The sequence below is a fragment of the Ramlibacter sp. G4-7 genome (assembly GCF_057784995.1).
Genome location: NZ_JBYNTT010000009.1, coordinates 34160 through 56973 on the forward strand (window position 1 = coordinate 34160; position 22814 = coordinate 56973).

A 22814-nucleotide genomic window follows, 5' to 3' on the forward strand; every position below is an offset into this window, starting at 1 on the left:
CGCCATGAAGTTCGCTCTCTGCAACGAGGTGCTGCAGCCCCTGCCGTTCGCGCAGCAGTGCGCGCTGGCGGCGGCCCTGGGCTACGACGGCCTGGAGGTCGCGCCGTTCACGCTCGCCGCCGATCCCATGGCGCTCACCGAGGCGGAGCTCGCCTCCTTGCGCGGCACCGCGGAAGACCACGGCCTGAAGATCTTCGGCCTGCACTGGTTGCTGGTGGCCCCCGCGGGCCTGTCCATCGTGGCCGACGATGCGGCCCTGCGGCAGCGGACCAAGCAGGTGATGGTCCGCCTGGTCGAGATGTGCGCCGCCCTGGGCGGCAGCTACCTCGTGCACGGTTCGCCGAAACAGCGCAGCGTGCCCGCCGGCAGCACGCGCGAGCAGGCGTGGGAGCGCGCCCGCGATTGCCTCTCCGGTGCCGCCGCGGCCGCGGCGCGCTGCGGCGTCACCTACTGCCTGGAACCGCTGTCCCCCCGCGAGACCGACCTGTTCAACACGGTGGAGGAAGCGGCGCGGATGGTCGACGAGATCGGCCAGGACGCGCTGCGCACGATGGTGGATTGCAGTGCCGCCGGGCAGGCGGAGCCGCTGCCGGTGCACGAACTGATGGAGCAATGGATGCCGCGCGGCGTGATCGGCCACGTGCAGGTGAACGACCCCAACCGGCGCGGACCCGGCCAGGGCGCGATGGACTTCGGTCCCATCCTGCAGGTGCTGCGGGCGATGGAGGAGCAAGGCCTGTTCCCCGGCATCGTCGGCGTCGAACCCTTCGACTACGTGCCCGATGGGCCGGGCTGCGCGGCACGCTCGATCGGCTACCTGCGCGGCGTGCTGCAAGGACTGGATGCCCATGGCTGAAGCCCCGCCCGTTGCCATCCGCGCGATCGAGCTGTACGAGCGGCCGGTCACCTTGCGCATGCCGTTCCGCTTCGGCGTCGTGACGCTGCGCGAGGCGCCGCAAGCCTTCGCCCGCGTGCAGGTCTCGCTGCCGGATGGCCGCACCGCCTGGGGAGCGGCCGCGGAGCTGATGGCGCCCAAGTGGTTCGACAAGAACCTGGCCTTGTCCAACGAGGACAACTTCGAGCAGCTGCGCGCCGTGACGCGGCTGGCGCGCGACGCGTACCTGTCGGACGCGGCGCCGGCGACGGCCTTCGGCCACTTCGCGCGCCACCACGACGCCCACCAGCGCGCGGCGGCGGCACAGGGCTTCAACCCGCTGCTCGCGAGCTACGGCCCCGCCCTGGTGGACCGCGCCGTCCTCGACGCGCTGTGCCGCGCCGCCGGCGTGTCCTTCTACGCCGCGATGCAGGGCAACCTGGCCGGCATCGGCGACGCGCATCCGCAGTTCGCGGGCTTTGCCTGGGACGCCTTCCTGCGCGGCCTGCGTCCCGCCGATCGCATCCACGCCCGCCACACGGTGGGGCTGGTGGATGCGATCACGGCAGCGGACAGCCCCCACCCCAACCCTCCCCCAGGGGGGGAGGGAGGTCGCGTCGGCGATGGCCTGCCCGAGACGCTGCAGGAGGTGGTGCAAGCCTATGGGCACCGCTACTTCAAGCTGAAGGTGGCGGGCAAGGTGGAGGCGGACCTGGAACGGCTGCAGGCGATCGCCGCCGTGCTGGACCGCTCGCCGCAGGCCTACTTCGCCTCCCTGGACGGCAACGAGCAGTACGAGAGCGCCGAAGGCGTGCAGGCGCTGGTGCGCGGCATCCAGGGCCATCCCGCCTTGCGGCGGCTGTGGGAGTCCATCCTGTTCATCGAACAGCCGATCGCGCGCAAGCTCGCGCTGGATGTGGACCTGCGTGCCGCCAACCTCGGCAAGCCCGTGATCGTCGACGAGTCGGATGGCGAGCTGGACACCTTCGTGCAGGCGCGCGCGCGCGGCTATGCCGGCATCTCGTCCAAGACCTGCAAGGGCTTCTACAAGTCCCTGCTGAACGCGGCGCGCTGCGCGCGCTGGAACAGCGAGGAGGGTGGCCCGCGCTACTTCCTGTCCGCCGAGGATCTCACGACCCAGGCGGGCTTGTCGGTGCAGCAGGACCTGGCGCTGGTGAACCTGCTGGGGATCACGCACGTGGAGCGCAACGGGCACCACTACGTCAACGGGATGGCGGCGCTGCCGCAAGCGGAGCAGCAGGCCTTCCTGCGCGCGCACCCGGACGTGTACGAGCACAGCCATGGGGCCGTGCGGCTGCGCATCCGGGACGGGGAGATTGCGCTGGGGTCGCTGGACACGCCCGGGTTTGCCAGTGGGGCGCTGCCGGAGTTCGGGGGGATGCGGGGGTTGTGAGCGCTGGCCCAGCCCTCACAGCAACAGGAACGCTGCCGCTGCCACCGCCGTCGGCCCCAGCGCGCCCAGGAGCAGCGCACCCGCCCCGATCGTCCCGTCCTCGAAGCCATCGCGCAGCAAGGCGACGCCCGCGGGGTTGGGCGCATTGGCGATCACCGTGAGGCCCCCGCCGACGACGGCACCGGCCATCAGCGTGTACTTGGCCGCATCCGACAGTCCTTCGATCAGTGAACCGAGGTAGGTGAGGGCCGCGTTGTCCGTGACCGCGGTCAGCCCCAGCGCGCCCCAGAACAGCAGCTGCGCATCCATGCCCGACACCAGCGGCTGCAGCCACCACTGCTGCATGCCGCCCAGCACCACGAGGCCGGCGAGGAAGAAGGCGACCAGCAGCGCTTCCTTGATCAGCAGCGGCCGCTGGAAGCGCGCATACGCCGTCGTGAAGCCCAGGAAGAACAGGAACAGCCCGAAGAACACCACCGCATGGTGCGCGGTGAGCACCACGCCCGCGAGGAAGCCCAGGTGCACCAGGCGCACGCTCGTGGGCACGAGAGGCTCCGGCGCTTGCGCATCCGCCGGCGGCAGCTCGCCCAGGGGCGCACGCAGCAGCATGCACGCCGCGGTCGCGTTCACCAGCACGGCCAGCGCCGCCTTCCAGCCGAAGTTCGCAGCCATGAACAGCGAGTCCCAGTTCCAGGTGGAAGCCACCATCAGCACCGGCGGCGCCGCGTAGGAGGTGAGCGTGCCGCCGATGGAGACGTTGACGAAGAGCACGCCGAGCGCGAAGTACTTGCGCCACTCGGGCATGCCCGGGCGGAACACGACCGGCGCGAGCAGCAGCGCCGAGATGGTCATGGCGGCGGGCTCCGTCACCAGCGAGCCGAGCAGCGGCAGCACCGCCAGGCACAGCCAGCTCACGGCCAGCGGGCGCGGCACGGGCAGCAGGCGGGCGAGGGCGCCCACCGCGCCGCGCAAGGTCTGCAGCACCGGATGGGAGGCGGCGATCACCATGATCACGAACACGAAGAAGGGCTCGGTGTATTTGCGCCCTTCCACGTAGGCGACGGCGTCCGGCCAGCCGCCGAGGGCGGCCATCGCCAGCACCAGCACCAGCGACCAGAAGCCGAACACCACCTCGACTTCGCCCAGCAGGTGGAACAGGCCCTCGTGCGCGGGAAAGCGGTGCGCCAGGCGAATCAGCTGGCGCGCGGCAAAGGTGTGGAGCAGCGCGACGGCGAAGAGAACCGCGGCGACGGCTTCGATGTTCATTCGGGGGCCCGCGCACGGAAGGCGGTGAGCTCCGCCGCGAGGCGTTCGAACTCCGCGAGCATCCCGGGGTCGGCCGCATAGAACACGGCGAACTTGCCCGGCAGCGTGCGCACGTACAGGCGCGGGGCGACCAGCCATTCGAGCCCGCGCAGGCGGATCACCCGCGCGTAGCCCAGTTCGCCCAGGTCCATGCGCTTGGTCCAGATCCAGGTCTGCCTGAGCTCGCCCTCACCGAGCGTGGTGACGCTGCGCACGATGCACCACCAGGTGTAGAGCATGAGCGCGAGCGCGGCCCCGAACCAGGTCGCGAGACCCGAGCCGCTTCCCAACTTGCCCGCGTGCCACAGCAAGGCCATCCAGCCCGCGGCGCCGAAGACGAGCACGGTGGCGATCGCCCGGAACGGCAGCGAATAGGCGGGGCTGCGGGCGAGGGGCCCTTGCGAGGGCGTGAAGCGAAAGGGCGGCGGGCCGAGCGGCCCGGCCATGGGCGTGTCCACTACTTCTTGTTGAACAGCTCGTCGAGCTTCTTCTGCTCGTCCTCTTCCGCCTTCTTCGCACTGTCCGGATCGGTCGAGGGCTGCAGCGGGCTGTTGCCGGCATCGGGCGCGATTTCGGTGGGCGCCTCGATCTTCACCTTGTCGAGGTCCACCTTCTCTTCCCGGTCCAGGAACACGGTGACCGACTGCGGCACGAAGATGACGATGGCGACCAGCAGCAGCTGCATGACCACCCAGGGGATCGCACCCAGGTAGATGTCGTTGGAGAGCACCGGCTTGTCGATGCGCTTTTCCTTGAACAGCGTGTCGGCGATGCCGCGCAGGTAGAACAGCGCGAAGCCGAAGGGCGGGTGCATGAACGAGGTCTGCATGTTCACGCACAGCATCACCCCGAACCAGACCATGCCGTAGGTGGCGGCGGCCTGCGGGTTGCCGCCCGAGGCCTCCAGGAACAGCGGCGCCAGGATCTTCTCCGCCACCGGCGCCAGCATCGGCAGGATGATGAAGGCGATCTCGAAGAAGTCGAGGAAGAACGCCAGGAAGAAGACGAAGGCGTTGACGACCAGCAGGAAGCCGACCGCGCCCCCCGGCAGGCCGGACAGCATGTGCTCCACCCACTTGGCGCCGTCCACGCCCTGGAATACCATGGAGAACACGCGCGAGCCGATCAGGATGAACACCACCATCGCCGTCAGGCGCATCGTGCCTTCCATGGCCTGCCAGATGAGGTCGCGGGTCAGGCGCCTGTGCATCGCGGCCAGCACCAGCGCGCCGACGCAGCCCATGGCGCCCGCTTCGGTCGGCGTGGCCACCGCGGTGCTCATGAACGGCAGCCCGCCCATGGAGCCGAGCACGGCGAAGATCAGGATGGCGGAGGGAATGATGCCGCGCAGGCACTTGGCCCACAGCGTCCAGCCGTGCAGCGTGCGCGCCGTCTTGGGCACGCCGGGCACGTCCTGCGGCTTGATCACCCCCAGCAGGAAGGTGTACAGCGCGAAGATCAGCACCTGCAGGATGGACGGGCCCCAGGCGCCCTTGTACATGTCGCCGACCGAGCGGCCCAGCTGGTCGGCCATGACGATCAGCACCAGCGAGGGCGGCACCAGCTGCGTGATGGTGCCCGAGGCCGCCAGCACGCCGGTCGTGTAGCGCATGTTGTAGCCGTAGCGGATCATCACCGGCATGGAGATCAGCGCCATCGCGATCACCTGGCCCGCGACCGTGCCGGTGATCGCGCCGAGGATGAAGCCCACGATGATCACCGAGTAGCCGAGGCCGCCGCGCACCGGGCCGAACAGCTGGCCCATCGAGTCCAGCATGTCCTCCGCCAGGCCGCACTTCTCCAGGATCGCGCCCATGAAGGTGAAGAAGGGGATCGCCAGCAGCAGGTCGTTGGACAGGATGCCGAACACGTTGAGCGGCAGGTTCGCCATGAAGCTGGCGGGAAACCACCCCATCTCGATCGCGTAGAAGCCGCTGACCAGGCCCAGCGCGGCCAGCGAGAAGGCGACCGGAAAGCCGATCAGCATGACGAACACGAGCGCCGCGAACATCACCGGCGCGAAGTTTTCCATTTGCATGGCGAGTTTCCGTCTGTCGTTGTCTTTGTCTGTCCGGTCCGCAGGCTTACTGCACCGGCTTCTCGTAGTGGGTGTCCATCTGGTGGATGCCCTTGAGGTAGGCCAGCCGCTTGATGATCTCGGAGAAGCCCTGCAGGAACATGAGGCCGAAGCCGAGCGGCAGCATCAGCATCGCCGGCCAGCGCACCAGGCCGCCCGCGTTGTTGGACATCTCGTGCGTCAGGTACATCTTCACCAGCAGCGGCCAGGACAGGTAGGTGAGCAGGCCCATCACCGGCAGCAGGAAGAACACCAGCCCGAACAGGTCGATGTAGACCGGCCCGCGGTTCTTCAGGCGGCCATAGAACAGGTCCACGCGCACGTGCTCGTTGAGTGCCAGCACAATGGGGGCGCCCAGCATCACGATGCCCGCGAACAGGTACCACTGGATCTCGAGCCAGCCGTTGGAGCTGATGTCCAGGAGGTAGCGCACGAAGGCGTTGCCGGCGGAGATCAGCGCGGTGAGCAGGACGGCCACCGAGGCGGCCCAGCCCAGACGCTTGCTGACCCAGTCGACGGCGAGGGCGAACTTGAGGAGTGCGGACACCGGGTGACTCTCCGTGAGGCTGGATGCGAACAGGGGCCTGCAACGGCCCCTTGAAACGTTAATACTAGTCCTGAGGCGCTGAATCGTCCCTGACGAAAGCGCCTCGGGTTTACCCTGAACCGGACGGCCGCGCAGGGGGCGGACGACAGGAGATGCGATTGAGCGGAAGGAACACCGCGAGCGGGCAGGTGGCACAGGACTGGCGGCGCGCCAGCCGGGAGATGTTGTCGCTTGCCCTGCTCGACGCGCGGAACTATACCTTGCAACTGCTGGGGCGCCTGGAGCAGGCGCTCGGTGAGTCCCTGCGCGTGCCGGTCTCGGTGGACACCGTGCCGCCCTTGTGGCTCGCGGGCCATGTCGCGTGGCTTGCCGAATACTGGATCGCGCGCAATCCGCAGCGTTCTCTGGGGCCGCGCTGTCCGGCCGACGGCGTGCGGCTCGCCTCGATCGAGCCGCAGGCGGACGAATGGTTCGACCCGCGCCTGGTGGCGCACGAGGAGCGCTGGCAGCTGCGCCTGCCCGGCGTCGAGGCGATCAAGGCCTACCTGCTGGACACGGTGGAGACGACGCTGGAACTGCTGGAGCACACGCCCGACGAGGACGACGCGCTCTATTTCTTCCGCATGGCCTTGTTCCACGAGGACCTGCGCGGCGAGGAGCTGGTGACGATCGCCCAGACCCTGGGCGTGCCGCTCGGGCTGGACCTGCCCGCCGGTGCGGCGGCACGCGCGCCCTTGCTGTTGCCGGCGACCCGCTGGCCGCTGGGCTGGGACGACGACCGCGGCTTCGCGCTGGACATCGAGCGCGGCCACGAGCTGGTCGACGTGCCCGAGTTCGACATCGACGCCCAGCCGGTGAGCTGGGCCCAGTATGTGGAGTTCATCGCCGACGGCGGCTACGACCGCGAGGAGCTGTGGCACCCGCGCGGCTGGACCTGGCTGCAGCGCGAGGCGGCCGGCGAGGGCCGGCGCGGTCCGCGCCACGTGGAGCAGATCGGCGTGGCCAGCGGCGCGGTCATGCAGACCATCTTCGGCAAGCCCACGCGCATGGGCGCGAGCCAGGTCGCGATGCATGCGAGCTGGTGGGAAGCCGAAGCCTGGGCGCGCTGGGCGGGCCGGCGCCTGCCCACCGAAGCGGAGTGGGAGATCGCCGCGCTGCAGGCATCGCGTCGCGGCTTCCGCTGGGGCGACGTGCGCGAGTGGACCGCCGGCACGCTGCGCCCCTTCGCCGGTTTCCGCCGGGATGCGTGGGCGCCGCAGGCGGAGCTGGACGCGGAGACCGTGTTCGGCGCCGCCCGCGTGCTGCGCGGCGCATCCTTCGCCACGCGCCCGCGCATGCGGCAGGCCAAGGCGCGGGCCTGGGCCTTGCCGGAGCGGGACGAAGGCTTCGTCGGGTTCCGGACCTGCGCCATCTAGGGCGGCGTGCGGGGGTTGTCAATGTAGGTGGGGCGGCACCCGCCGCGCACGGTAGCATCGCGCACCCCACCGCCCGCGCCGCGGCTCAGGCCTTCTTCTTCGGCGGCAGGTCCCACCACGGCAGCTGCGCCTTCAGGCTCAACACCTCGCCGCTGCGCCAGGGCGCATAGCCCGCCAGCCCCGCCAGCTGCTGCTGCCAGGCCTTTCCCTGCAGCAGCTTGCGCAAGGCCGCGATCGGCGGCTCGTCCAGCGCTTCCTTCAGGCACACCAGGTAGTAGCGCTCCTGCAGCAGCGGCACGAAGTCCAGGCCACGCGAACGCGCGGCGGCCTCGATCCCCAGGCCCGCGTCGGCGCTGCCCGATGCCACCGCCTGCGCGACGGCGGCATGCGAAGGCTCCTCGCGTCCATGGCCGCTGATGTCGCTCGGCGCGATCGCATCGCGCGCCAGCAGTTCGTCGCACAGCAGCCGCGTCCCGCTGCCGGCGGGCCGGTTCACGTAGCGTGCGCGCCAGCGGGCGACGTCGCCCATGGACTGCAGGCGCAGCGGATTGCCCGGCGCCACCATCAGGCCCTGGCTGCGTCCGGCAAAGCCGATCAGCTTGTGCCGCCCGGGCTGCAGCAGCGGCTGGTAGGTGCGCTGGGTGATGCTGCCCAGCCCGGGCTGCCCCGAGCTGTGGAAGCCCGCGAGCGTGCAGCGTCCCGCGTTCAGCGCGGCGATCGCGTCCACGCTGCCCAGGAAGCGCACGTCCAGGTGCAGTTGCGCCGCCTCCACCGCGTAGCCGCGCAGCAGCGACAGCCCGTCGTCGTGGCTGGCGAACAGCGTCAGCACCTGGGCCGTGTCGTCGAACGCCACGGCGAACGCACGTTCGAGTTCGGCATGCAGCGCCTCGATCTGCGGTGCGAGCCGCGCCTGCGCCTGCCGTTCCGCCCACAGCAGTTTCTCGCCGAAGGGCGCGAGCCGCGCGCGCTGGCCTTTTTCCCACAGCAGCAGGGGATGGCCCAGTTGCTGCTCCCAGCGCCTGAGCTCGCCCCAGACGTGCCGGTACGACAAGCCCAGCACCTTGGCCGCGGCGGAGATGGAACCTTCTTCCTGCACGGCATGCAGCAGGTCGATGAGTGCGTTGCGCACCCAGCCGTCCTGCCGGCGCTGGCCGAAGTCATACGAGAGTTCCACTTTGCGCATGCAGCGAGTATGCCGCGCGGGTCCTGAGCCGCTATGCAGGTGGGTTCATAACTCGCAAGACCCGAGGGCGCGACGACGCGCGCGCCCTTAGCATCGCCCACCATGAACACGTTCCAGGACAGCCTGGCGCGCGCACTGGAGCTGGTGGCGGGCGCGGATCCCGCCCTCGTCTCCATCGTCGCCCGCTCGCTAGCCGTCAGCGCGAGCGCCTGTGCCATCGGCTGCGTCCTCGGCATCGCGCTCGGCGCCTGGCTCGGGGTGGCGCGCTTCCCGGCACGCGGGGCCGTCGTCACGCTCCTCAACACCTTCCTGGCCGTCCCTTCGGTGGTGGTCGGCCTCGTCGTGTACCTGCTGCTCTCGCGCTCGGGGCCGCTCGGGTTCCTCGGCTGGCTCTTCACCTTCAAGGCGATGGTGCTCGCCCAGGTGCTGCTGGTCGTGCCGGTGTGCACCGCGCTCACCCGCCAGGCCGTCGAGGACGCCGAACGCGCCAACGGCGAACAGCTGCAGTCGCTGGGCGCCGGCAATGCGCTGCGCAGCCTGCTGCTGGCCTTCGACGAACGCTATGCGCTGCTCACCGTGCTGCTGGCCTGCTTCGGCCGCGCGATCTCGGAAGTGGGCGCGGTGATGATCGTCGGCGGCAACATCGACGGCTTCACGCGCGTGATGACCACCGCCATCGCGCTGGAAACCAGCAAGGGCGACCTGCCGCTGGCGCTGGCCCTGGGGCTGGTGCTGCTCGCCGTGGTGCTGGCGCTCAATGCGCTGATCGCGCTGTTCACCCGCTGGCGCGGCGCCCATGCCGAAGGCGTGGTGCTCACCGGAGCGCCGGCGTGAGCGGCTGGGTGCAACTCAAGGGCGTCGACCTGCACTACGGCGCCGTGCCGGCCCTGCAAGGCATCGACCTGCGCATCGCCGCCGGGGAGCGCGTGGCCCTGATCGGCGCCAACGGCAGCGGCAAGAGCACGCTGCTGCGCGTGCTGCACGGGCTGCTCAGGCCCGGCGCCGGCTCGGTGCTGCGCGACGGCGCCATGCGCCAGGCCATGGTGTTCCAGCGTCCCTTCGCGCTGCGCATGACGGCCCTGAGCAACGTGGCCCTGGCGCTGTGGCTGCGCGGCATGCGCTGGCGCGCGGCCAAGGAGCAGGCCTTGCAGGCGCTGGCCCGCGTCGGTCTCGGCGCGCAGGCGCTGCGTAATGCGCGCACGCTCTCGGGCGGCCAGCTGCAGCGGCTCGCGCTGGCGCGCGCCTGGGCGCTGCAGCCGCAGGTGCTCCTGCTCGACGAGCCCACGGCCAGCCTCGACCCGCACGCCAAGCGCGAAGTCGAGGCGCTCATGGCCGATTTCGCCGCCGCCGGCATGACCCTGGTCTTCGCCAGCCACAACCTGGGCCAGGTGAAACGCCTGGCCACGCGCGTCGTCTACATGGAGCAGGGCCGCGTGCTCGCGGACCTGCCCGTGCAAGCCTTCTTCAACGGCCCGCTGGGACAGACGTCGCGCGAAGCCGAGCTGTTCGTGAAGGGAGAACTGGGATGAAGTTCAGCCGCCGCATCGCCTGCATCGCCGCCCTGGCGTTCGCCGCGACGGGCGCGTCGGGCGCGTCGGCCGAGGGCTCCACCATGGTGATGGCGTCCACCACGTCGACCGAGCAATCGGGCCTGTTCCACCACCTGTTGCCGGCGTTCGCCCGGGCCACGGGCATCACCGTGAAGGTGGTGGCCGTCGGCACGGGCCAGGCCATCGACATGGCCCGCCGCGGCGACGCCGACGTGCTCTTCGTGCACGACCGCGCCGCGGAGGAGAAGTACGTGGCCGAGGGCTTCGCGCCGCGCCGCCATCCCGTCATGTACAACGACTTCGTCCTGGTCGGGCCCCGGGCGGATCCCGCCGGCGCGAAGGGCCGGGACATCGTCGAGGCGCTGATGAAGGTGGCCGCCGCCAACGCGCCCTTCGTCTCGCGTGGAGACAAGAGCGGCACCGACGCAGCGGAAAAGCGCTACTGGACGCAGGCAGGCCGGGCCAGCCGCGGCAGCGGCTACCAGGAATGCGGGTGCGGCATGGGTCCCGCGCTGAACATGGCCGCATCGAGCAACGCCTACGTGCTCACCGACCGCGGCACCTGGCTCGGTTTCAGGAACCGCGGCGACCTGGTGGTGCTGGTGGAGGGCGACCGGCGCCTGTTCAACCAGTACGGCGTCATGATCGTCAGCCCGCAGAAGTTCCCGCACGTGAAGGCGGCGCAGGCGCAGAAATTCATCGACTGGGTGACCTCGCCGGCCGGCCAGCAGGTGATCGCGAGCTACAGGATCGGCGGCGAGCAGTTGTTCTTCCCCAATGCGGGCACGGCGAACTGAGCGACGCGCCACGGTTTTACCCATCCCCCTTGACCTTTCCGCCGCTGGAGGGTTTCCAATACGGGGCATGAAAGCAGGACACGACGCGCACGGGCATCCCCCGCATGCCCACCACGGCGATCACGGACACGACCACCCGCACCACGACCACGACCACGACCACGCGCCCCACGCGCCCCACGCGCACGACCACGCCGCTCACGGCCACGCCGCCCACGGCCACGTGCACGCTCCCGCCTCCTTCGGCAAGGCCTTTGCCATCGGCTGCGTGCTCAACATCGGCTTCGTCGTCGCGGAGTGGGTGTTCGGCGCGATGGCGAACTCGCTGGCGCTCATGGCCGACGCGGTGCACAACCTTGGCGACGTGCTGGCCCTGCTGCTCGCGTGGCTGGCGACGGGGCTCGCCCGGCGTCCCCCCAGCGAGCGCTTCACCTATGGCCTGCGCGGCAGCTCGATTCTCGCGGCGCTGCTGAACGCCGGTGCGCTGCTGGTCGTGACCGGCGGGCTGGGCTGGGAAGCACTGCGGCGGCTGCCGGATCCCGGGCCGGTGGCAGGCGGCACGGTGATCGCCGTGGCGCTGGCCGGCGTCGCGGTCAACGGCTTCACCGCCTGGCTGTTCATGCGCGGCGGCAAGACCGACCTGAACCTGCGCGGCGTCTACCTGCACATGGCCGCGGATGCGGCGGTGTCGCTGGCCGTGGCGCTGGCCGGCGTCGCCGTCCTCTTCACCGGCTGGACCTGGCTGGACCCGGCGCTGACCCTGGCCGTTTCCGCCGTCATCCTCTGGGGTTCCTGGGACCTCCTGCGCCAGTCGCTGGGCCTGGCGCTGCAGGCCGTGCCGGCCGGCATCCAGACCGGCGAGGTGCGGGAGCTGCTCTCCCGCCTGCCGGGGGTGGCGGAGGTGCACGACCTGCACATCTGGGCGATGAGCACCTCCGAGAACGCGCTCACCGTCCATCTGGTGATGCCCGCGGGCCATCCCGGTGACGACTTCCTGCGCGGCGCCTGCGGGGAGCTGGAGCAGCGTTTCCGCATCCACCACGCCACCTTGCAGATCGAGGTGGCGAACACGGGCAAGGCTTGCGCGTTGGCGCCCGACCACGTCGTCTGAAGCGAAGGCATCGGTGCAAGGGGAAGTTCCCCTTAACGCCGGGCTGCTCATGCAGTACAACAGCGTGGAGACGCCGCCGCGGCGCGGCGCCCGCACGCAAGGGGATCGCCATGGGCAAGACGGATCGCGAGCGTCGGCACCAAGCCAACCTGGACCGGATCAACCGCGTGCAGCTCGTCTGCGGCAGCGGCGACCGCATGCGCGTCGACCACGAGGGCACGCTGCTGGAACGGGCCCGGATGCTGGAGGAGGAGATCAGCTCCCACGAGGCGACCGAACTCGGTCTGGCCGCCTTCGACCGGCTGCTGCGCCGCGCCGAGGAGCGCGACGTGCGCCACCGGCGCGACATCCTGGCCTTCGTCGCCGCCGTCTGGAACAACAAGCCGCTGCCCCTGGTCACCCTGCGCGGACTGGAGCAGTCGGTCGGCGACGACATGATGGAAGTGCTGGACGCCTTCCGCTACGGCCGCCTGAACCTGGCCGAGCACGTGGAGGGCGGCCCGCGCCGCGTCGCCCGGGCGCTGCGGGAGTGGAACGGCGCCAGCGTGTGAGGGGCGGACGGCCGGACCCCGTGCGCTGAACGGGTGGACGTCCTGCCCGCCGGCCGGCGGACGCAGGGGAAGGAAAGTCGCGCAGCAACAGTTGCCAACGGATGAGCAAGGCCGCGGGTCCGGCGTCGCGCCCGCTGCCCCGCAGGCGCGCCAGCCTCCGTACGATGGGCCGTCCGATGCGCGAATACCGCACGCCCGCCGACTGCACCGCGCTCCAGAAGCGCTGGGTGCTGGTCGCCTCCATCCTCGGCTCCAGCCTGGCGTTCGTGGACGGCACGGTCGTGAACGTGGCGCTGCCGGCGCTCCAGCGCGACCTGCACGCCACCGTGGCGCAGGTGCAGTGGGTGGTGGAGTCCTATGCCTTGCTGCTCGCCGCGCTGCTGCTGGCCGGTGGGGCGCTCGGCGACCGCTTCGGACGCCGGCGCGTGTTCCTCCTCGGCGTGATGCTCTTCGCGGCCGCCTCGCTCGCCTGCGCGCTGTCGCCGGACGTGCACCACCTGGTCGCGTGGCGGGCGCTGCAAGGCGTGGGCGCGGCCATGCTGGTGCCCGGCAGCCTCGCGCTGATCAGCGCCTTCTTCCCCGAGCAGGAGCGCGGCCGCGCCTTCGGCACCTGGGCGGCCTTCAGCGGCGTGACGTCCGCGCTGGGGCCGCTGCTGGGGGGCTGGCTGATCGACCACTTCTCCTGGGCCTGGGCCTTCGCCGTGAACGTGCCGCTCGCGGCCGCCGTGATCGCAGCGACCTGGCTGCGCGTTCCGGAGAGCCGTCCCGGCGGCCCGGCCACCCGGCTCGACGTGCCCGGTGCCGCGCTCGCCACGCTGGGACTGGGCGGGGTGGTCTTCTTCTTCATCGAGGCCCCGGTGCAAGGCTGGGGCGCGACGCCCGTGCTCCTCGCGCTGGTCCTCGGGCTCGCCGCGCTGGCCGGATTCGTCCTGGTGGAGCGGCGGCAGGCGGCGCCCATGCTGCCCCTGGACTGGCTGCGCCAGCGCACCTTCGCGGGTGCCAACCTGTTCACGCTGCTTCTCTACGCGGGGCTGGGCGGCGGGCTGTTCTTCCTGCCGCTGAACCTGATCCAGGTGCAAGGCCTGTCGGCCACGGCGGCCGGCGCGGCACTGCTGCCCTTCGTGGCGATCCTGTCCGCGCTCTCGCGCTGGGCGGGCGGCCTGGCCGACCGCGGCGGGGCGCGACGCGCGCTGGTGATCGGCTCGCTCATCGCCGCGGGCGGCTTCGCGCTGCTGGCCGTCCCGGGCACGCAGGCCAGTTACTGGACCGGCTTCCTGCCCGGCATCGTGGTGCTGGGGCTGGGCATGGCCGTGGTCGTCGCGCCGCTCACGGCGACGGTGATGAACGCGGTGCCGCAAGAGCATGCGGGGACCGCCTCGGGCGTCAACAACGCGCTGTCGCGGGTCGCGGGCGTGCTCGCGATCGCCGTCTTCGGTGCCTTGATGGCCGGCGTGTTCCAGGGCCGCCTGCGCGAGGCGATGGCGGGGCTGCCGGCGGACGTCGCCGACGCGCTCTGGCAGCAGCGCGACCGGCTCGCGGCGATCCAGCTTCCCGCCGCCGCGGCGCCCGCGCGCGAGGCGGTGCAGCACGCCTTCGTCGCCGGCTACCGCTGGATCATGCTGGCCAGCGCGGCGCTGGCCGTGGCGAGTGCGGCGATCGCGGCTGCCTGGGTGCGCGAGGAAGCGCATCCACGCACCTGAACCTCATTCGGCCGGCGGGCGTCCGCGCACGCTCCAGCGCTCCAGCCCATCGAACAGCCACTGCACCAGCAGCGCGAGCACCGCTGCCGGCACGGCGCCCGCCAGCATGGTCGCCGTGTCGTTGACCGCGAGGCCGGCCACGATGCGCTCGCCCAGCCCGCCCGCGCCTATGAAGGTGGCCACGGTCGCCATCCCGACGTTCCACACGGCCGCCGTCTTGATGCCGGCCAGGATGGTGGGCAGGGCGAGCGGCAGTTCGATGCTGCGCAGGACCTGGCCTTCGCTCAGGCCCAGCGCCAGCGCCGACTGGCGCACGCCTACCGGCACGGATGCCAGGCCGGCATGGGTGTTGCGCACCACCGGCAGCAGCCCGTAGACCGCCAGCGCCAGCAGCGCGGGCACGAAGCCGATGCTGCCCACCAGGGCGATGAGGAAGGCGAGCAGCGCCAGCGAAGGCACCGTCTGCGCCACGCCCACCGCGCCCATCAGCACGCCGGCCAGGCGGGGACGACGCCAGGCCAGCACGCCCACCGGGATGCCGATCGCCACCGCCATCGCCAGCGACGCGAACACCAGCACGAGGTGTTCGCGCAGCAGCCGCGGCAGGTCGGGCGCGAACAGGCGCTCCAGGAAGCCGGCCCGCGGCGCGGGAGCGCTGGCGGCCGGCGGCGGCGCCGCGGCTCCCTTGCCGCGCGCCAGGAACTCGCGGGCGACCTCGTCGAAGGAGCGGCCGTCGATCTCCACGGCGCCGTTCATGGCGCGCATCGCGTCGTCGTCGATGCGGCCGGCCAGGGCGGCGAGCGGGCGCTCGTCCACGCCGTCGCGCATCAGCAGCAAGGCGTCGTAGCGGGGAAAGAAGTTGCGGTCGTCGCGCAGCACGCGCAGCTTCAGCCGCGCGATCTGCGCGTCGGTGGTGTACGCGTCCACCACGTCCACCTGCTTCGCGGCGAGCGCCTGGTAGGCCAGGCCGTGGTCCAGCCCCTTGCCGGGATCGAAGGCGAGCGCGTACGCGCGCTTGAGTGCCGGCCAGCCGTCGGCGCGTGCCAGGAACTCGTGCGACATCCCCATGCGCAGCGGCGCGCGGCTGCGGGCGAGGTCGGAGATCGTGGCGATGCCCAGGCGGGCCGCGTCGTCCTCGCGCATGGCCAGCGCGTAGCTGTTGTTGAAGCCCAGGGGCACGGCCGCCTTGAGGCCGCGCGGCTTCAGCCAGGCGTTGACCTGCGCCAGCGTCGGCGCCGCCTCGTCGCGCTTGAGCAGCTCGCGCACGATGGTGCCGGTGTACTCCGGATAGAGGTCGATGCCGCCGGTGGCCAGCGCCTGCTCCATCACGGCGGTGTTTCCCAGGCCCTGGCGGTGCGTGGCGGCCACGCCCGCATCCTGCAAGGCCTGGCGCACGAGGGCCCCGAGGATGTAGCTCTCGGTGAAGCGCTTGGAGCCCACCACCAGCGGCTCGGCCGCGCCCGCCGCCGCGCACAGCAGCCAGGCCAGGACGAGGAACAAGCACCGTGCGGTCCGCATGCTGCGCTGCTAGTCGTCGTTGTGCGCGTCCCACCCGGGCAGGCGGTCGTCGCCCCCCTTGCGCCGGTCCGCCGCATCCGCCCGCTCGCGCGCCATCTGCGCTTCGAGCTGCTGGCGGCCCGCCTTCACCACCGCGATCATCTTGGCGCGGTCGCGGTGATGCGGGTACATCTTCTCGAACAGCTCGAAGTTGTGCCGGCGAAAACGCATGGCCTGGCGGCGTGCTTCCGCCGGCGGCTGTCCTAGCAGCTCCAGCACGCGCCGGCCGGTGCGCAGGCTGGACTCGAACACCTCGCGGTCCACCCGCTCGACGCCGCGGTCGCGCAGCTCGTTCCAGTGCGTGACGTCGCGCGCCCGGGCGACCAGCTGCAGTTCGGGAAAGTGTTCGCGCACCAGGTCGACGATGCGCAGCGACTGCTCGCGGTCGTCCACCGCCACGACGAAGACCCGGGCGTCGTGCGCGCCGGCGGTGCGCAGCAGGTCCAGCCGGGTGGCGTCGCCATAGAAGACCTTGTAGCCGAAGGCGCGGGCCGCCTCGATCATGTCCGCATCGTGGTCCAGCACCGTCGCGCCGAAGCCCTGGGCGTTGAGCAGCCGCCCCACCATCTGCCCGTAGCGGCCGAAGCCCGCGATGATCACCGGCGCATGCTGGGGCTCGCTGATCTCGGGCAGGGTCTTGCGCGCCACGTCGTCCAGGCGCGGCATCAGCCAGCGGTCGGCGGCCACCAGCAGCAGCGGACCGAGCAGCATCGACACCGCGACGGCGCCGACCAGCAGCGACGCGGTCTCCGCTTCCAGCACGCCTTCCGTGCGCGCGGCCTGGAACACCACGAAGGCGAACTCGCCGCCCTGCGCCAGCAGCACGGTGAACACCGGCCGCTCCTGCAGCGGGATGCCCATGGGCCTGGCAATTAGCCAGACCACGATCCCCTTGAGCACCAGGAGCGCGAGCACGATCAGCGCCATGGCCACCGGCGACCGCGCCAGCGCCTGGAAGTCGACGCTCATGCCCACCGCCATGAAGAACAGGCCCAGCAGGAGTCCCTTGAACGGCTCGATGTCGGTCTCCAGCTCGCGCCGGTATTCGCTCTCCGCCAGCAGCACGCCGGCGAGGAAGGCGCCCAGGGCCATGGACATGCCGACCTGTTGCATGAGCGCGGCGATGGCCACCACCAGGAGCAGGGCCGCCGCCGTGAAGATCTCCGGCGTGCGGCTGCGCGCGATCGTGCGCAGGATGGGCCGCAGCAGCAGGCGGCCGCCCAGCACGACGGCGGCGATCACGCCGACGATGCGCGCCGCCGCGATCCAGAGCGGCTGGTCACCGCTCGCGTCGTGTGCCGCGCCGGCGAGCAGCGGCAGCAGCGCCAGGATGGGGATGGCCGCGACGTCCTGGAACAGCAGGATGGAAAAGCCCGCCTGCCCGCTGCTGGTGGGCAGCAGGTTGCGCTCGCCCAGCACCTGCAGCGCGATCGCCGTGGACGACAGTGCCAGGCCCAGCCCGCCGACCAGCGCGACGCGCCACGATGCACCGGCGAGCACACCCACGACGAACAGCAGGGCGGCGCAACCGAGCACCTGCACGCTGCCCCAGCCGAAGATGGGCCGGCGCAGGCTCCACAGCCGCCGCGGCTCCAGTTCGAGGCCGACCAGGAACAGCATCAGCACGACGCCGAACTCGGCGAAGTGCAGGATGTCTTCCACGTTGCGCACCAGCCCGAAGCCGAAGGGGCCGATGGCAATGCCCGCGGCCAGGTAGCCGAGGATGGAACCGAGGCCGACGGCGCGCGACAGCGGCACCGCGATGACCGCGGCGCTGAGATAGATGAGGCTGTTGGACAGCCAGCCGGGGACGTGCTCCATGGTGGGCTTCAGGCTCCCGCGTTCGGGTCGGCCATGGGCCGGTCGGTCGTCGGCACGTCGACGATGGGGCAGGCGCCCAGTTCCTCGAGTTCCGGCCACGCGGGGTAGCCCGCGAGCCGCTCGCCGAAGACGCTCACGTGGTCCTCGACCTCCCGCGCATCCGCCCGCCGCGCACCGTGCAGCAGCAGGGGCGGCAGGAAGCGCATGCCGCACAGGGTGGCGGTCTGCTCGTAGGGCGGCAGGAAGGCGTCGAAGAAATAGCGGTTGTAGCCCTGGGGGTGGTAGGAGGCCTCGGGCCCGCCGGTGCTCGCCACCAGCCACAGGTCCTTGCCGGCCAGCGCGGTGCCGCCCGGACCGTAGGCCCACCCGTAGCCCAGGACCTCGTCGCACCAGAGCTTCATGAGGGCGGGCATCGCGTACCACTGGATCGGGTGCAGCAGCACCAGCAGGTCCGCGGCCTGGGCATTGGCCTGCTCCGCGGCCACGTCGATGTCGAAATCGGGGTAGGTCCCGTACAGGTCCTGCACCCGCACGTGGGGCAGCGCGCGGGCCGCTTCGAGGAGCCGGCGGTTCACGCGGGACTCGGTCCAGTTGGGATGCGCGGCGATCAGGTAGATGGCGGGCGCTGCGGGCGGGCCTTCGGTCTCGGGCATGCCCGCGACCATAACGCAATTCAGCGGGACGGACCCGCGGCGGGCGGCGGCGGGGCGGCCCAGGCCGCCGGCTCGGCGAAGCGGACGCCGGCCGCCTCGACGCACGCGACCGCCGCCAGCAACAGCTCTTCGCGGACTTCCAGGAACTGCTGCAGGTCGTGCGTGAGCACGTAGGCGAAGAGCTCCAGCTCCATGCCCTGCGGCCCGAACTCCACGAGGCGCGCGCGCGAAAGCGGATGTTCCAGCTGCGGGTGCGCGTCGACGAGCGCGGCGATGGCGTCGCGCACGCCGCGCAGCTGCTGCGACGACGTGCCGTAGGCCAGCCGCAGCCGGTGCTGCACCAGCATCTTGTCGCGCGTGGCGAAGTTCTCCAGCTCCGCCTGCGCCAGCACGCCGGCGGGAATGGACAGCAGGGTGTGCTCCAGGGTGCGGAAGCGCACCGAGCGCAGGGTGATGTCCTCGACCGTCCCTTGCCGGTTGTTGATGCGGCAGGTGTCGCCCACGGCCAGCGCTTCGTCGGCCAGCAGCATCATGCCGCCGAGGATGTTCTCTATCGTCTTCTGTGCGCCCAGCGCCAGGGCGACGCCGATGATGCCCAGGCCGGCCAGCACGGTCTTCATGTCGAAGCCGACGACCGCCAGCACGACGAGCACCGCCAGCAGGACGATCAGGACGTTGAGCAGCCGCTGGCCGAGCAGCAGCACCGACCGGACCCCGGTGCGGCCGCGGTCCTGCAGCTGCGCGCCGGTGCGGCCGAAGAAGACGGCGAAGGTCCGCTGCAGTCCCCAGGCCAGCACCACCACGAGCAGCACGGCCAGCACGCGCGAGTAGGCGATGCGGAAGGACAGCGTCGGGCCGAACGTGGGCAGGGCCGCGGCGTGCACGGCCAGCGTGAACAGGGCCACCACGGGCCAGCGGGTGGCGTGGTACCAGGCGTCGAGCCCTTCCGCGCGGGAAGGCAGCAGCCGGCGCAGCAGCACCCGCGCGAGCCGGAGCAACGGTGGCAGCAGCAGCAGCGGTGCGAGCAGCGAGGCGAGCCAGACCGCCAGGTCCGCGAAGGTGAAGCCGAACAGCGCCGGGGCGAACAGCGCGGTGGGCAGCATGCGCTCCGCCCAGCTCGTGCCTTCCTCCTCGCGCAGGGCGGCGATGCGCGTCATGGTTTCGGCGGAGATCAGCCACACCGGGCCGGCCTGCGGATCCGCCACGCGCACCAGCTCGATGTAAGGGCGGTGCCCCGCCAGGCGCAGCGGCCCGACGCGTTCGCGGTCCGGCGGCAGGCCGTCGTCGACCGTGCCTTCCGCCGCATCGCTGATCGTGGACACCGGCTGGTGGAAATGCCGGTCCATCAGCTGCGCGAGCTCGGCGACCAGCGCTTCGTTGCGCGTCGCGCTCCGGCCGCCTGCCTGCACGTAGCGCGCGGCCAACGGCAGGTCGCCGCGCTGCGCTGCGCGCGCGAAGGCGGCGATGGCGCGGCGCGGCGTGCCACGGTCCAGCGGATCGCGCACGACCGGCGCCGAGGCCGCCGGCGCCGGTGTGCTGGAGCGGCCGCCGATCTGCGCCTGCGCCGCCAGCGCCAGCGCCAGCAGCAGCCAGCCGAGGAGGACCCGCAGGCTCGTTCGCACCATGCCTCGCTTTCCTTGGTCGCGGGGCGGCCGCGCCCGCGGGCCGGCCATCGTGGCATCGCCACCGGACCGCCGCCATCCGGGGCAGGGGCAACGCCGCGGCTCCCCGGCCCGCTTCAGGCGACCAGGGCGGCGGACTTCACCTGGGCCAGCACGGACGCGCCCTCGACCAGCCGCAGCGCGTCCACGGCGCGCGCCGTGATCCGTGCGAGCAGCAGCGACTCGCCGCAGGCCAGTTGCACGAGTGCCTGCGAAGCATGGGCACCGGGGGCGATGGCGCGCACCGTGCACGCCAGCACGTTCTGGATGCTGCTGGCGGCGGGCGGCAGCAGGGCGAGGCTGACGTCGCGCGCCAGCACGCGCACGCGCACGGCCTGTCCCAGCGGCAGGCCGGGGTCGGCGATCCACAGCGTGCCGCCGGCGAACTGCACCTGCGCCAGTTGCCAGCGCGCGTCGCGCTGCACCAGCGTGCCATGCAGCAGCGCGCCGGCCTCTTCGCCCGGCACCGCGGCGAGATCCACGCGCGCCAGGGTCTGCGCCAGAGGCCCGGAGGCCCGCACGCGTCCTGCCTCCAGCAGCACGAGGTGGTCCGCGAGGCGCGCGACCTCGTCCCCCGAATGCGTGACGTACAGCATCGGGATGTTCAGCTCGTCGCGCAGGCGCTCCAGCCAGGGCAGGATCTCGCGCCGGCGCGCCAGGTCCACGCCGGCGAGCGGCTCGTCCAGCAGCAGCAGGCGCGGCTGCGTGGCCAGCGCGCGGGCGATGGCGACACGCTGGCGTTCGCCGCCCGAGAGTTCGTGCGGCCGGCGGTGCAGCAGCGCAGCGATGCCCAGGAGAGCGAGCAGGGGCTCCAGCGGCACGGCGGCGCCGGCGCGCTTGTGCGCGAAGCGCAGGTTGCCGGCGACGTCCAGGTGGTCGAACAGGCTCGCTTCCTGGAAGACGTACCCGAGCGGGCGGCGGTGCGTGGGCAGGCACACGCCGGCCGCGCTGTCCTCCCAGGTCTCGCCGCCGACGATCACGCGGGCCTGCGTCGGCCGCTCCAGGCCGGCCACGGCGCGCAACAAGGTGGTCTTGCCGGAACCGGAAGGGCCGAAGACGGCCGTGATGCCGCTGGCCGGCAGGCGCAGGTCCACGTCCAGGACGAACTCCGGCCGCGGCAGGCGCAGGACAATCTCGATGCCGTTCATCCCACCACCCGCGTGCTGCGCCGGTTCAGCCGCGCCAGCGCGAACAGCACGAGGAAGGAGAACAGCACCATGGCCGCGGACAGCCAGTGCGCCTGCGCGTACTCCAGCGCCTCGACGTGGCCGTAGATCTGCGTGGAGACCACCCGGGTCTTCTGCGGGATGTTGCCGCCGATCATCAGGACCACGCCGAATTCGCCGACGGTGTGGGCGAAGCTCAGGACCGCGGCCTGCACGATGCCGGGGCGGGCCAGCGGCAGCACCACGTGGAAGAAGGCATCCAGCGGAGACGCCCGCAAGGTGGCCGCCGCTTCCAGCGGCCGCCGCCCCACCGCTTCGAAGGCGCCCTGCAGCGGCTGCACCGCGAACGGCAGGGAATAGACGATGGAGCCGAGCAGCAGGCCGGCGAAGGTGAAGGGCAGCAGGCCGATGCCCAGCGCCTGCGTGAACTGCCCGCCCCAGCCGTGCGGCCCGAAGACCACCAGCAGGTAGAAGCCCAGCACGGTGGGCGGCAACACCAGCGGCAGGGCGACGACGGCGGCGATCGGGGCACGCCAGCGTGAAGGCGTGCGCGCGAGCCACCAGGCCAGCGGCGTGGCCAGGACCAGGAGCGCCAGGGTGGTCGCCAGCGCGAGCTTGAAGGTGAGCCAGATCGCCTGCAGGTCGCCCGTGCCGAGTGCCATGCGGGCGTCAGAACTTGTAGCCGGCGGCGCGCAGCACGGCGCGCGCGGCGTTGCCGCGCAGGTAGCCCAGGAACAAGGCGGCCACGGGGTTGTCGGCGCCGGCCTGCAGCAGCACCGCGTCCTGCTGCAGGGGCGGGTAGAGGTGCGCGGGCACGATCCAGCCGGATCCGCGTGCGATGCGGCCGTCTTCCGCCACCTGCGCCAGCGCGACGAACCCGAGCGAGGCGTTGCCGGTGGCGACGAACTGGTAAGCCTGCGCGATGCTCTCGCCCTGCACCAGCAGCGGCTGCCATTCGCTGTAGACGCCCAGGCTATTGAGCGCCTCCACGGCGGCCGCGCCGTAGGGTGCGACGCGCGGGTCGGCGATCGCCAGCCTGCCATGCGGGTGGCGCAGCGTCTCCCCGCGCGGATCCACGCCGCCGCTGCGCGCGCTCCACAGCACCAGCTGGCCGAAGGCATAGGTGAAACGGGTGCCGGGCCGGGCCAGGCCTTCGGCTTCCAGCCGGCGCAGCGTCTCCTCGTCCGCCGCGAGCAGCACCTCGAACGGCGCGCCGTTGCGGATCTGCGCGTAGAGCTTGCCGGTGGAGCCCAGCGAGACGATGGCTTCGTGCCCGGTGTCGCGGTGGAAGGCGGCGGCGATCTTCTGGATCGCCGCGGCCAGGTTGGCAGCGGCGGCCACCTGGACCTCGCCCGCGCACGCCACGAGCGGCGTCAACAGCGTCAGGAGCACGGCGAGGCGGCGCGGCATGGGCGCGAGTATAGGAAGGAAG

The 22814-nt window shown here is 71.7% G+C and carries 22 protein-coding genes; 9 read left to right on the forward strand and 13 right to left on the reverse strand.

Going from position 1 to position 22814, the window contains the following annotated elements; translation table 11 throughout:
* Positions 1 to 4 precede the first annotated feature (4 nt).
* The gene (locus tag AC3EGR_RS13775) at positions 5 to 856 is read left to right on the forward strand and encodes a sugar phosphate isomerase/epimerase family protein (protein ID WP_488547057.1); all 852 of its coding nucleotides are present in this window, start codon (positions 5 to 7) and stop codon (positions 854 to 856) included.
* Positions 849 to 2288 carry an enolase C-terminal domain-like protein gene (locus AC3EGR_RS13780; protein WP_488547058.1) on the forward strand — a complete coding sequence of 480 codons (1440 nt, stop codon included), beginning with the start codon at positions 849 to 851 and terminating at the stop codon, positions 2286 to 2288. Before AC3EGR_RS13775 ends, AC3EGR_RS13780 begins: the two co-directional genes overlap by 8 nt.
* Positions 2289 to 2303: 15 nt before the next feature.
* Here AC3EGR_RS13780 and AC3EGR_RS13785 read toward each other — a convergent pair whose 3' ends face one another.
* Genes AC3EGR_RS13785 through AC3EGR_RS13800 form a run of 4 tightly spaced genes read right to left on the reverse strand, consistent with a single transcriptional unit; the run spans position 2304 to position 6217 of the window.
* Positions 2304 to 3554, reverse strand: coding sequence for a putative Na+/H+ antiporter (locus tag AC3EGR_RS13785; RefSeq protein WP_488547059.1), 1251 nt, complete (start codon positions 3552 to 3554; stop codon positions 2304 to 2306).
* A complete protein-coding gene (locus AC3EGR_RS13790) occupies positions 3551 to 4051 on the reverse strand; it encodes a hypothetical protein (RefSeq protein WP_488547060.1) in 501 nt (166 codons plus the stop codon). Before AC3EGR_RS13790 ends, AC3EGR_RS13785 begins: the two co-directional genes overlap by 4 nt.
* A complete protein-coding gene (locus AC3EGR_RS13795; RefSeq protein ID WP_488547061.1) occupies positions 4051 to 5631 on the reverse strand; it encodes a TRAP transporter large permease in 1581 nt (526 codons plus the stop codon). The genes AC3EGR_RS13790 and AC3EGR_RS13795 overlap by 1 nt, the downstream gene beginning before the upstream one ends.
* A 46-nt stretch (positions 5632 to 5677) precedes the next feature.
* Complete coding sequence (locus tag AC3EGR_RS13800; protein WP_488547062.1) at positions 5678 to 6217, reverse strand: TRAP transporter small permease subunit; 540 nt, start codon at positions 6215 to 6217, stop codon at positions 5678 to 5680.
* Positions 6218 to 6369: 152 nt separating this feature from the next.
* Here AC3EGR_RS13800 and AC3EGR_RS13805 point away from each other — a divergent pair, with 152 nt between their 5' ends.
* On the forward strand, positions 6370 to 7632 hold the full coding sequence (locus AC3EGR_RS13805; RefSeq protein ID WP_488547063.1) for an SUMF1/EgtB/PvdO family nonheme iron enzyme: 1263 nt from the start codon (positions 6370 to 6372) through the stop codon (positions 7630 to 7632).
* Between the two features lie 85 nt (positions 7633 to 7717).
* Here the strand turns inward: AC3EGR_RS13805 and AC3EGR_RS13810 are convergent, their stop codons facing one another.
* Positions 7718 to 8815, reverse strand: a complete 1098-nt coding sequence (locus AC3EGR_RS13810) for a substrate-binding domain-containing protein (RefSeq protein WP_488547064.1) — start codon at positions 8813 to 8815, stop codon at positions 7718 to 7720.
* Positions 8816 to 8917: 102 nt separating this feature from the next.
* On the opposite strand from AC3EGR_RS13810, the gene AC3EGR_RS13815 reads away from it, so the two are divergent.
* From AC3EGR_RS13815 to AC3EGR_RS13825, 3 genes are read left to right on the forward strand one after another with little or no spacing between them, the layout of a single operon-like run.
* Positions 8918 to 9649, forward strand: a complete 732-nt coding sequence (locus AC3EGR_RS13815; protein ID WP_488547065.1) for an ABC transporter permease — start codon at positions 8918 to 8920, stop codon at positions 9647 to 9649.
* Positions 9646 to 10344 (forward strand): ATP-binding cassette domain-containing protein, encoded by a 699-nt coding sequence (locus tag AC3EGR_RS13820; RefSeq protein ID WP_488547066.1) that lies wholly within the window; start codon positions 9646 to 9648, stop codon positions 10342 to 10344. Before AC3EGR_RS13815 ends, AC3EGR_RS13820 begins: the two co-directional genes overlap by 4 nt.
* Positions 10341 to 11162 (forward strand): ABC transporter substrate-binding protein, encoded by an 822-nt coding sequence (locus AC3EGR_RS13825; RefSeq protein ID WP_488547067.1) that lies wholly within the window; start codon positions 10341 to 10343, stop codon positions 11160 to 11162. The genes AC3EGR_RS13820 and AC3EGR_RS13825 overlap by 4 nt, the downstream gene beginning before the upstream one ends.
* A gap of 16 nt (positions 11163 to 11178) precedes the next feature.
* On the opposite strand, the gene AC3EGR_RS13830 is transcribed toward AC3EGR_RS13825, so the two are convergent.
* On the reverse strand, positions 11179 to 11391 hold the full coding sequence (locus AC3EGR_RS13830) for a hypothetical protein (RefSeq protein WP_488547068.1): 213 nt from the start codon (positions 11389 to 11391) through the stop codon (positions 11179 to 11181).
* Here AC3EGR_RS13830 and AC3EGR_RS13835 point away from each other — a divergent pair.
* The 3 genes from AC3EGR_RS13835 to AC3EGR_RS13845 all read left to right on the forward strand — a co-directional run bounded on the left by AC3EGR_RS13835 (position 11386) and on the right by AC3EGR_RS13845 (position 14524).
* Complete coding sequence (locus tag AC3EGR_RS13835; RefSeq protein WP_488547069.1) at positions 11386 to 12273, forward strand: cation diffusion facilitator family transporter; 888 nt, start codon at positions 11386 to 11388, stop codon at positions 12271 to 12273. The genes AC3EGR_RS13830 and AC3EGR_RS13835 overlap by 6 nt on opposite strands.
* A 110-nt stretch (positions 12274 to 12383) precedes the next feature.
* Positions 12384 to 12824 carry a DUF7673 family protein gene (locus tag AC3EGR_RS13840; protein ID WP_488547070.1) on the forward strand — a complete coding sequence of 147 codons (441 nt, stop codon included), beginning with the start codon at positions 12384 to 12386 and terminating at the stop codon, positions 12822 to 12824.
* A gap of 176 nt (positions 12825 to 13000) precedes the next feature.
* The gene (locus AC3EGR_RS13845) at positions 13001 to 14524 is read left to right on the forward strand and encodes an MFS transporter (RefSeq protein ID WP_488547071.1); all 1524 of its coding nucleotides are present in this window, start codon (positions 13001 to 13003) and stop codon (positions 14522 to 14524) included.
* A 3-nt stretch (positions 14525 to 14527) separates the two neighbouring features.
* Here the strand turns inward: AC3EGR_RS13845 and AC3EGR_RS13850 are convergent, their stop codons facing one another.
* From AC3EGR_RS13850 to modA, 7 genes are all read right to left on the reverse strand, one after another.
* Entirely contained in the window at positions 14528 to 16042 is a 1515-nt protein-coding gene (locus AC3EGR_RS13850) for an ABC transporter permease/substrate-binding protein (RefSeq protein WP_488547072.1), read from the reverse strand.
* Between the two features lie 9 nt (positions 16043 to 16051).
* Complete coding sequence (gene kefC, locus AC3EGR_RS13855; RefSeq protein WP_488547073.1) at positions 16052 to 17902, reverse strand: glutathione-regulated potassium-efflux system protein KefC; 1851 nt, start codon at positions 17900 to 17902, stop codon at positions 16052 to 16054.
* 8 nt (positions 17903 to 17910) lie between these two features.
* A complete protein-coding gene (gene kefF, locus AC3EGR_RS13860; protein WP_488547074.1) occupies positions 17911 to 18555 on the reverse strand; it encodes a glutathione-regulated potassium-efflux system oxidoreductase KefF in 645 nt (214 codons plus the stop codon).
* 20 nt (positions 18556 to 18575) lie between these two features.
* A complete protein-coding gene (locus AC3EGR_RS13865) occupies positions 18576 to 20180 on the reverse strand; it encodes a mechanosensitive ion channel family protein (RefSeq protein ID WP_488547075.1) in 1605 nt (534 codons plus the stop codon).
* Positions 20181 to 20293: 113 nt separating this feature from the next.
* Positions 20294 to 21364 carry a molybdenum ABC transporter ATP-binding protein gene (gene modC / locus AC3EGR_RS13870; protein WP_488547076.1) on the reverse strand — a complete coding sequence of 357 codons (1071 nt, stop codon included), beginning with the start codon at positions 21362 to 21364 and terminating at the stop codon, positions 20294 to 20296.
* Positions 21361 to 22044: a molybdate ABC transporter permease subunit gene (gene modB / locus AC3EGR_RS13875; protein WP_488547077.1), complete on the reverse strand. Its 684-nt coding sequence runs from the start codon at positions 22042 to 22044 to the stop codon at positions 21361 to 21363. The genes modC and modB overlap by 4 nt, the downstream gene beginning before the upstream one ends.
* A 7-nt stretch (positions 22045 to 22051) precedes the next feature.
* Positions 22052 to 22792 (reverse strand): molybdate ABC transporter substrate-binding protein, encoded by a 741-nt coding sequence (gene modA, locus AC3EGR_RS13880; RefSeq protein WP_488547078.1) that lies wholly within the window; start codon positions 22790 to 22792, stop codon positions 22052 to 22054.
* Positions 22793 to 22814 lie beyond the last annotated feature (22 nt).

Coding starts and splice junctions, on each gene's coding strand:
- AC3EGR_RS13775 (WP_488547057.1), top strand. CDS start 5: ATGAAGTTCGCTCTCTGCAACGAGGTGCTGCAGCCCCTGCCGTTCGCG.
- AC3EGR_RS13780 (WP_488547058.1), top strand. CDS start 849: ATGGCTGAAGCCCCGCCCGTTGCCATCCGCGCGATCGAGCTGTACGAG.
- AC3EGR_RS13785 (WP_488547059.1), bottom strand. CDS start 3,554: ATGAACATCGAAGCCGTCGCCGCGGTTCTCTTCGCCGTCGCGCTGCTC.
- AC3EGR_RS13795 (WP_488547061.1), bottom strand. CDS start 5,631: ATGCAAATGGAAAACTTCGCGCCGGTGATGTTCGCGGCGCTCGTGTTC.
- AC3EGR_RS13805 (WP_488547063.1), top strand. CDS start 6,370: ATGCGATTGAGCGGAAGGAACACCGCGAGCGGGCAGGTGGCACAGGAC.
- AC3EGR_RS13810 (WP_488547064.1), bottom strand. CDS start 8,815: ATGCGCAAAGTGGAACTCTCGTATGACTTCGGCCAGCGCCGGCAGGAC.
- AC3EGR_RS13815 (WP_488547065.1), top strand. CDS start 8,918: ATGAACACGTTCCAGGACAGCCTGGCGCGCGCACTGGAGCTGGTGGCG.
- AC3EGR_RS13825 (WP_488547067.1), top strand. CDS start 10,341: ATGAAGTTCAGCCGCCGCATCGCCTGCATCGCCGCCCTGGCGTTCGCC.
- AC3EGR_RS13840 (WP_488547070.1), top strand. CDS start 12,384: ATGGGCAAGACGGATCGCGAGCGTCGGCACCAAGCCAACCTGGACCGG.
- AC3EGR_RS13845 (WP_488547071.1), top strand. CDS start 13,001: ATGCGCGAATACCGCACGCCCGCCGACTGCACCGCGCTCCAGAAGCGC.
- AC3EGR_RS13850 (WP_488547072.1), bottom strand. CDS start 16,042: ATGCGGACCGCACGGTGCTTGTTCCTCGTCCTGGCCTGGCTGCTGTGC.
- kefC (WP_488547073.1), bottom strand. CDS start 17,902: ATGGAGCACGTCCCCGGCTGGCTGTCCAACAGCCTCATCTATCTCAGC.
- kefF (WP_488547074.1), bottom strand. CDS start 18,555: ATGCCCGAGACCGAAGGCCCGCCCGCAGCGCCCGCCATCTACCTGATC.
- AC3EGR_RS13865 (WP_488547075.1), bottom strand. CDS start 20,180: ATGGTGCGAACGAGCCTGCGGGTCCTCCTCGGCTGGCTGCTGCTGGCG.
- modC (WP_488547076.1), bottom strand. CDS start 21,364: ATGAACGGCATCGAGATTGTCCTGCGCCTGCCGCGGCCGGAGTTCGTC.
- modB (WP_488547077.1), bottom strand. CDS start 22,044: ATGGCACTCGGCACGGGCGACCTGCAGGCGATCTGGCTCACCTTCAAG.
- modA (WP_488547078.1), bottom strand. CDS start 22,792: ATGCCGCGCCGCCTCGCCGTGCTCCTGACGCTGTTGACGCCGCTCGTG.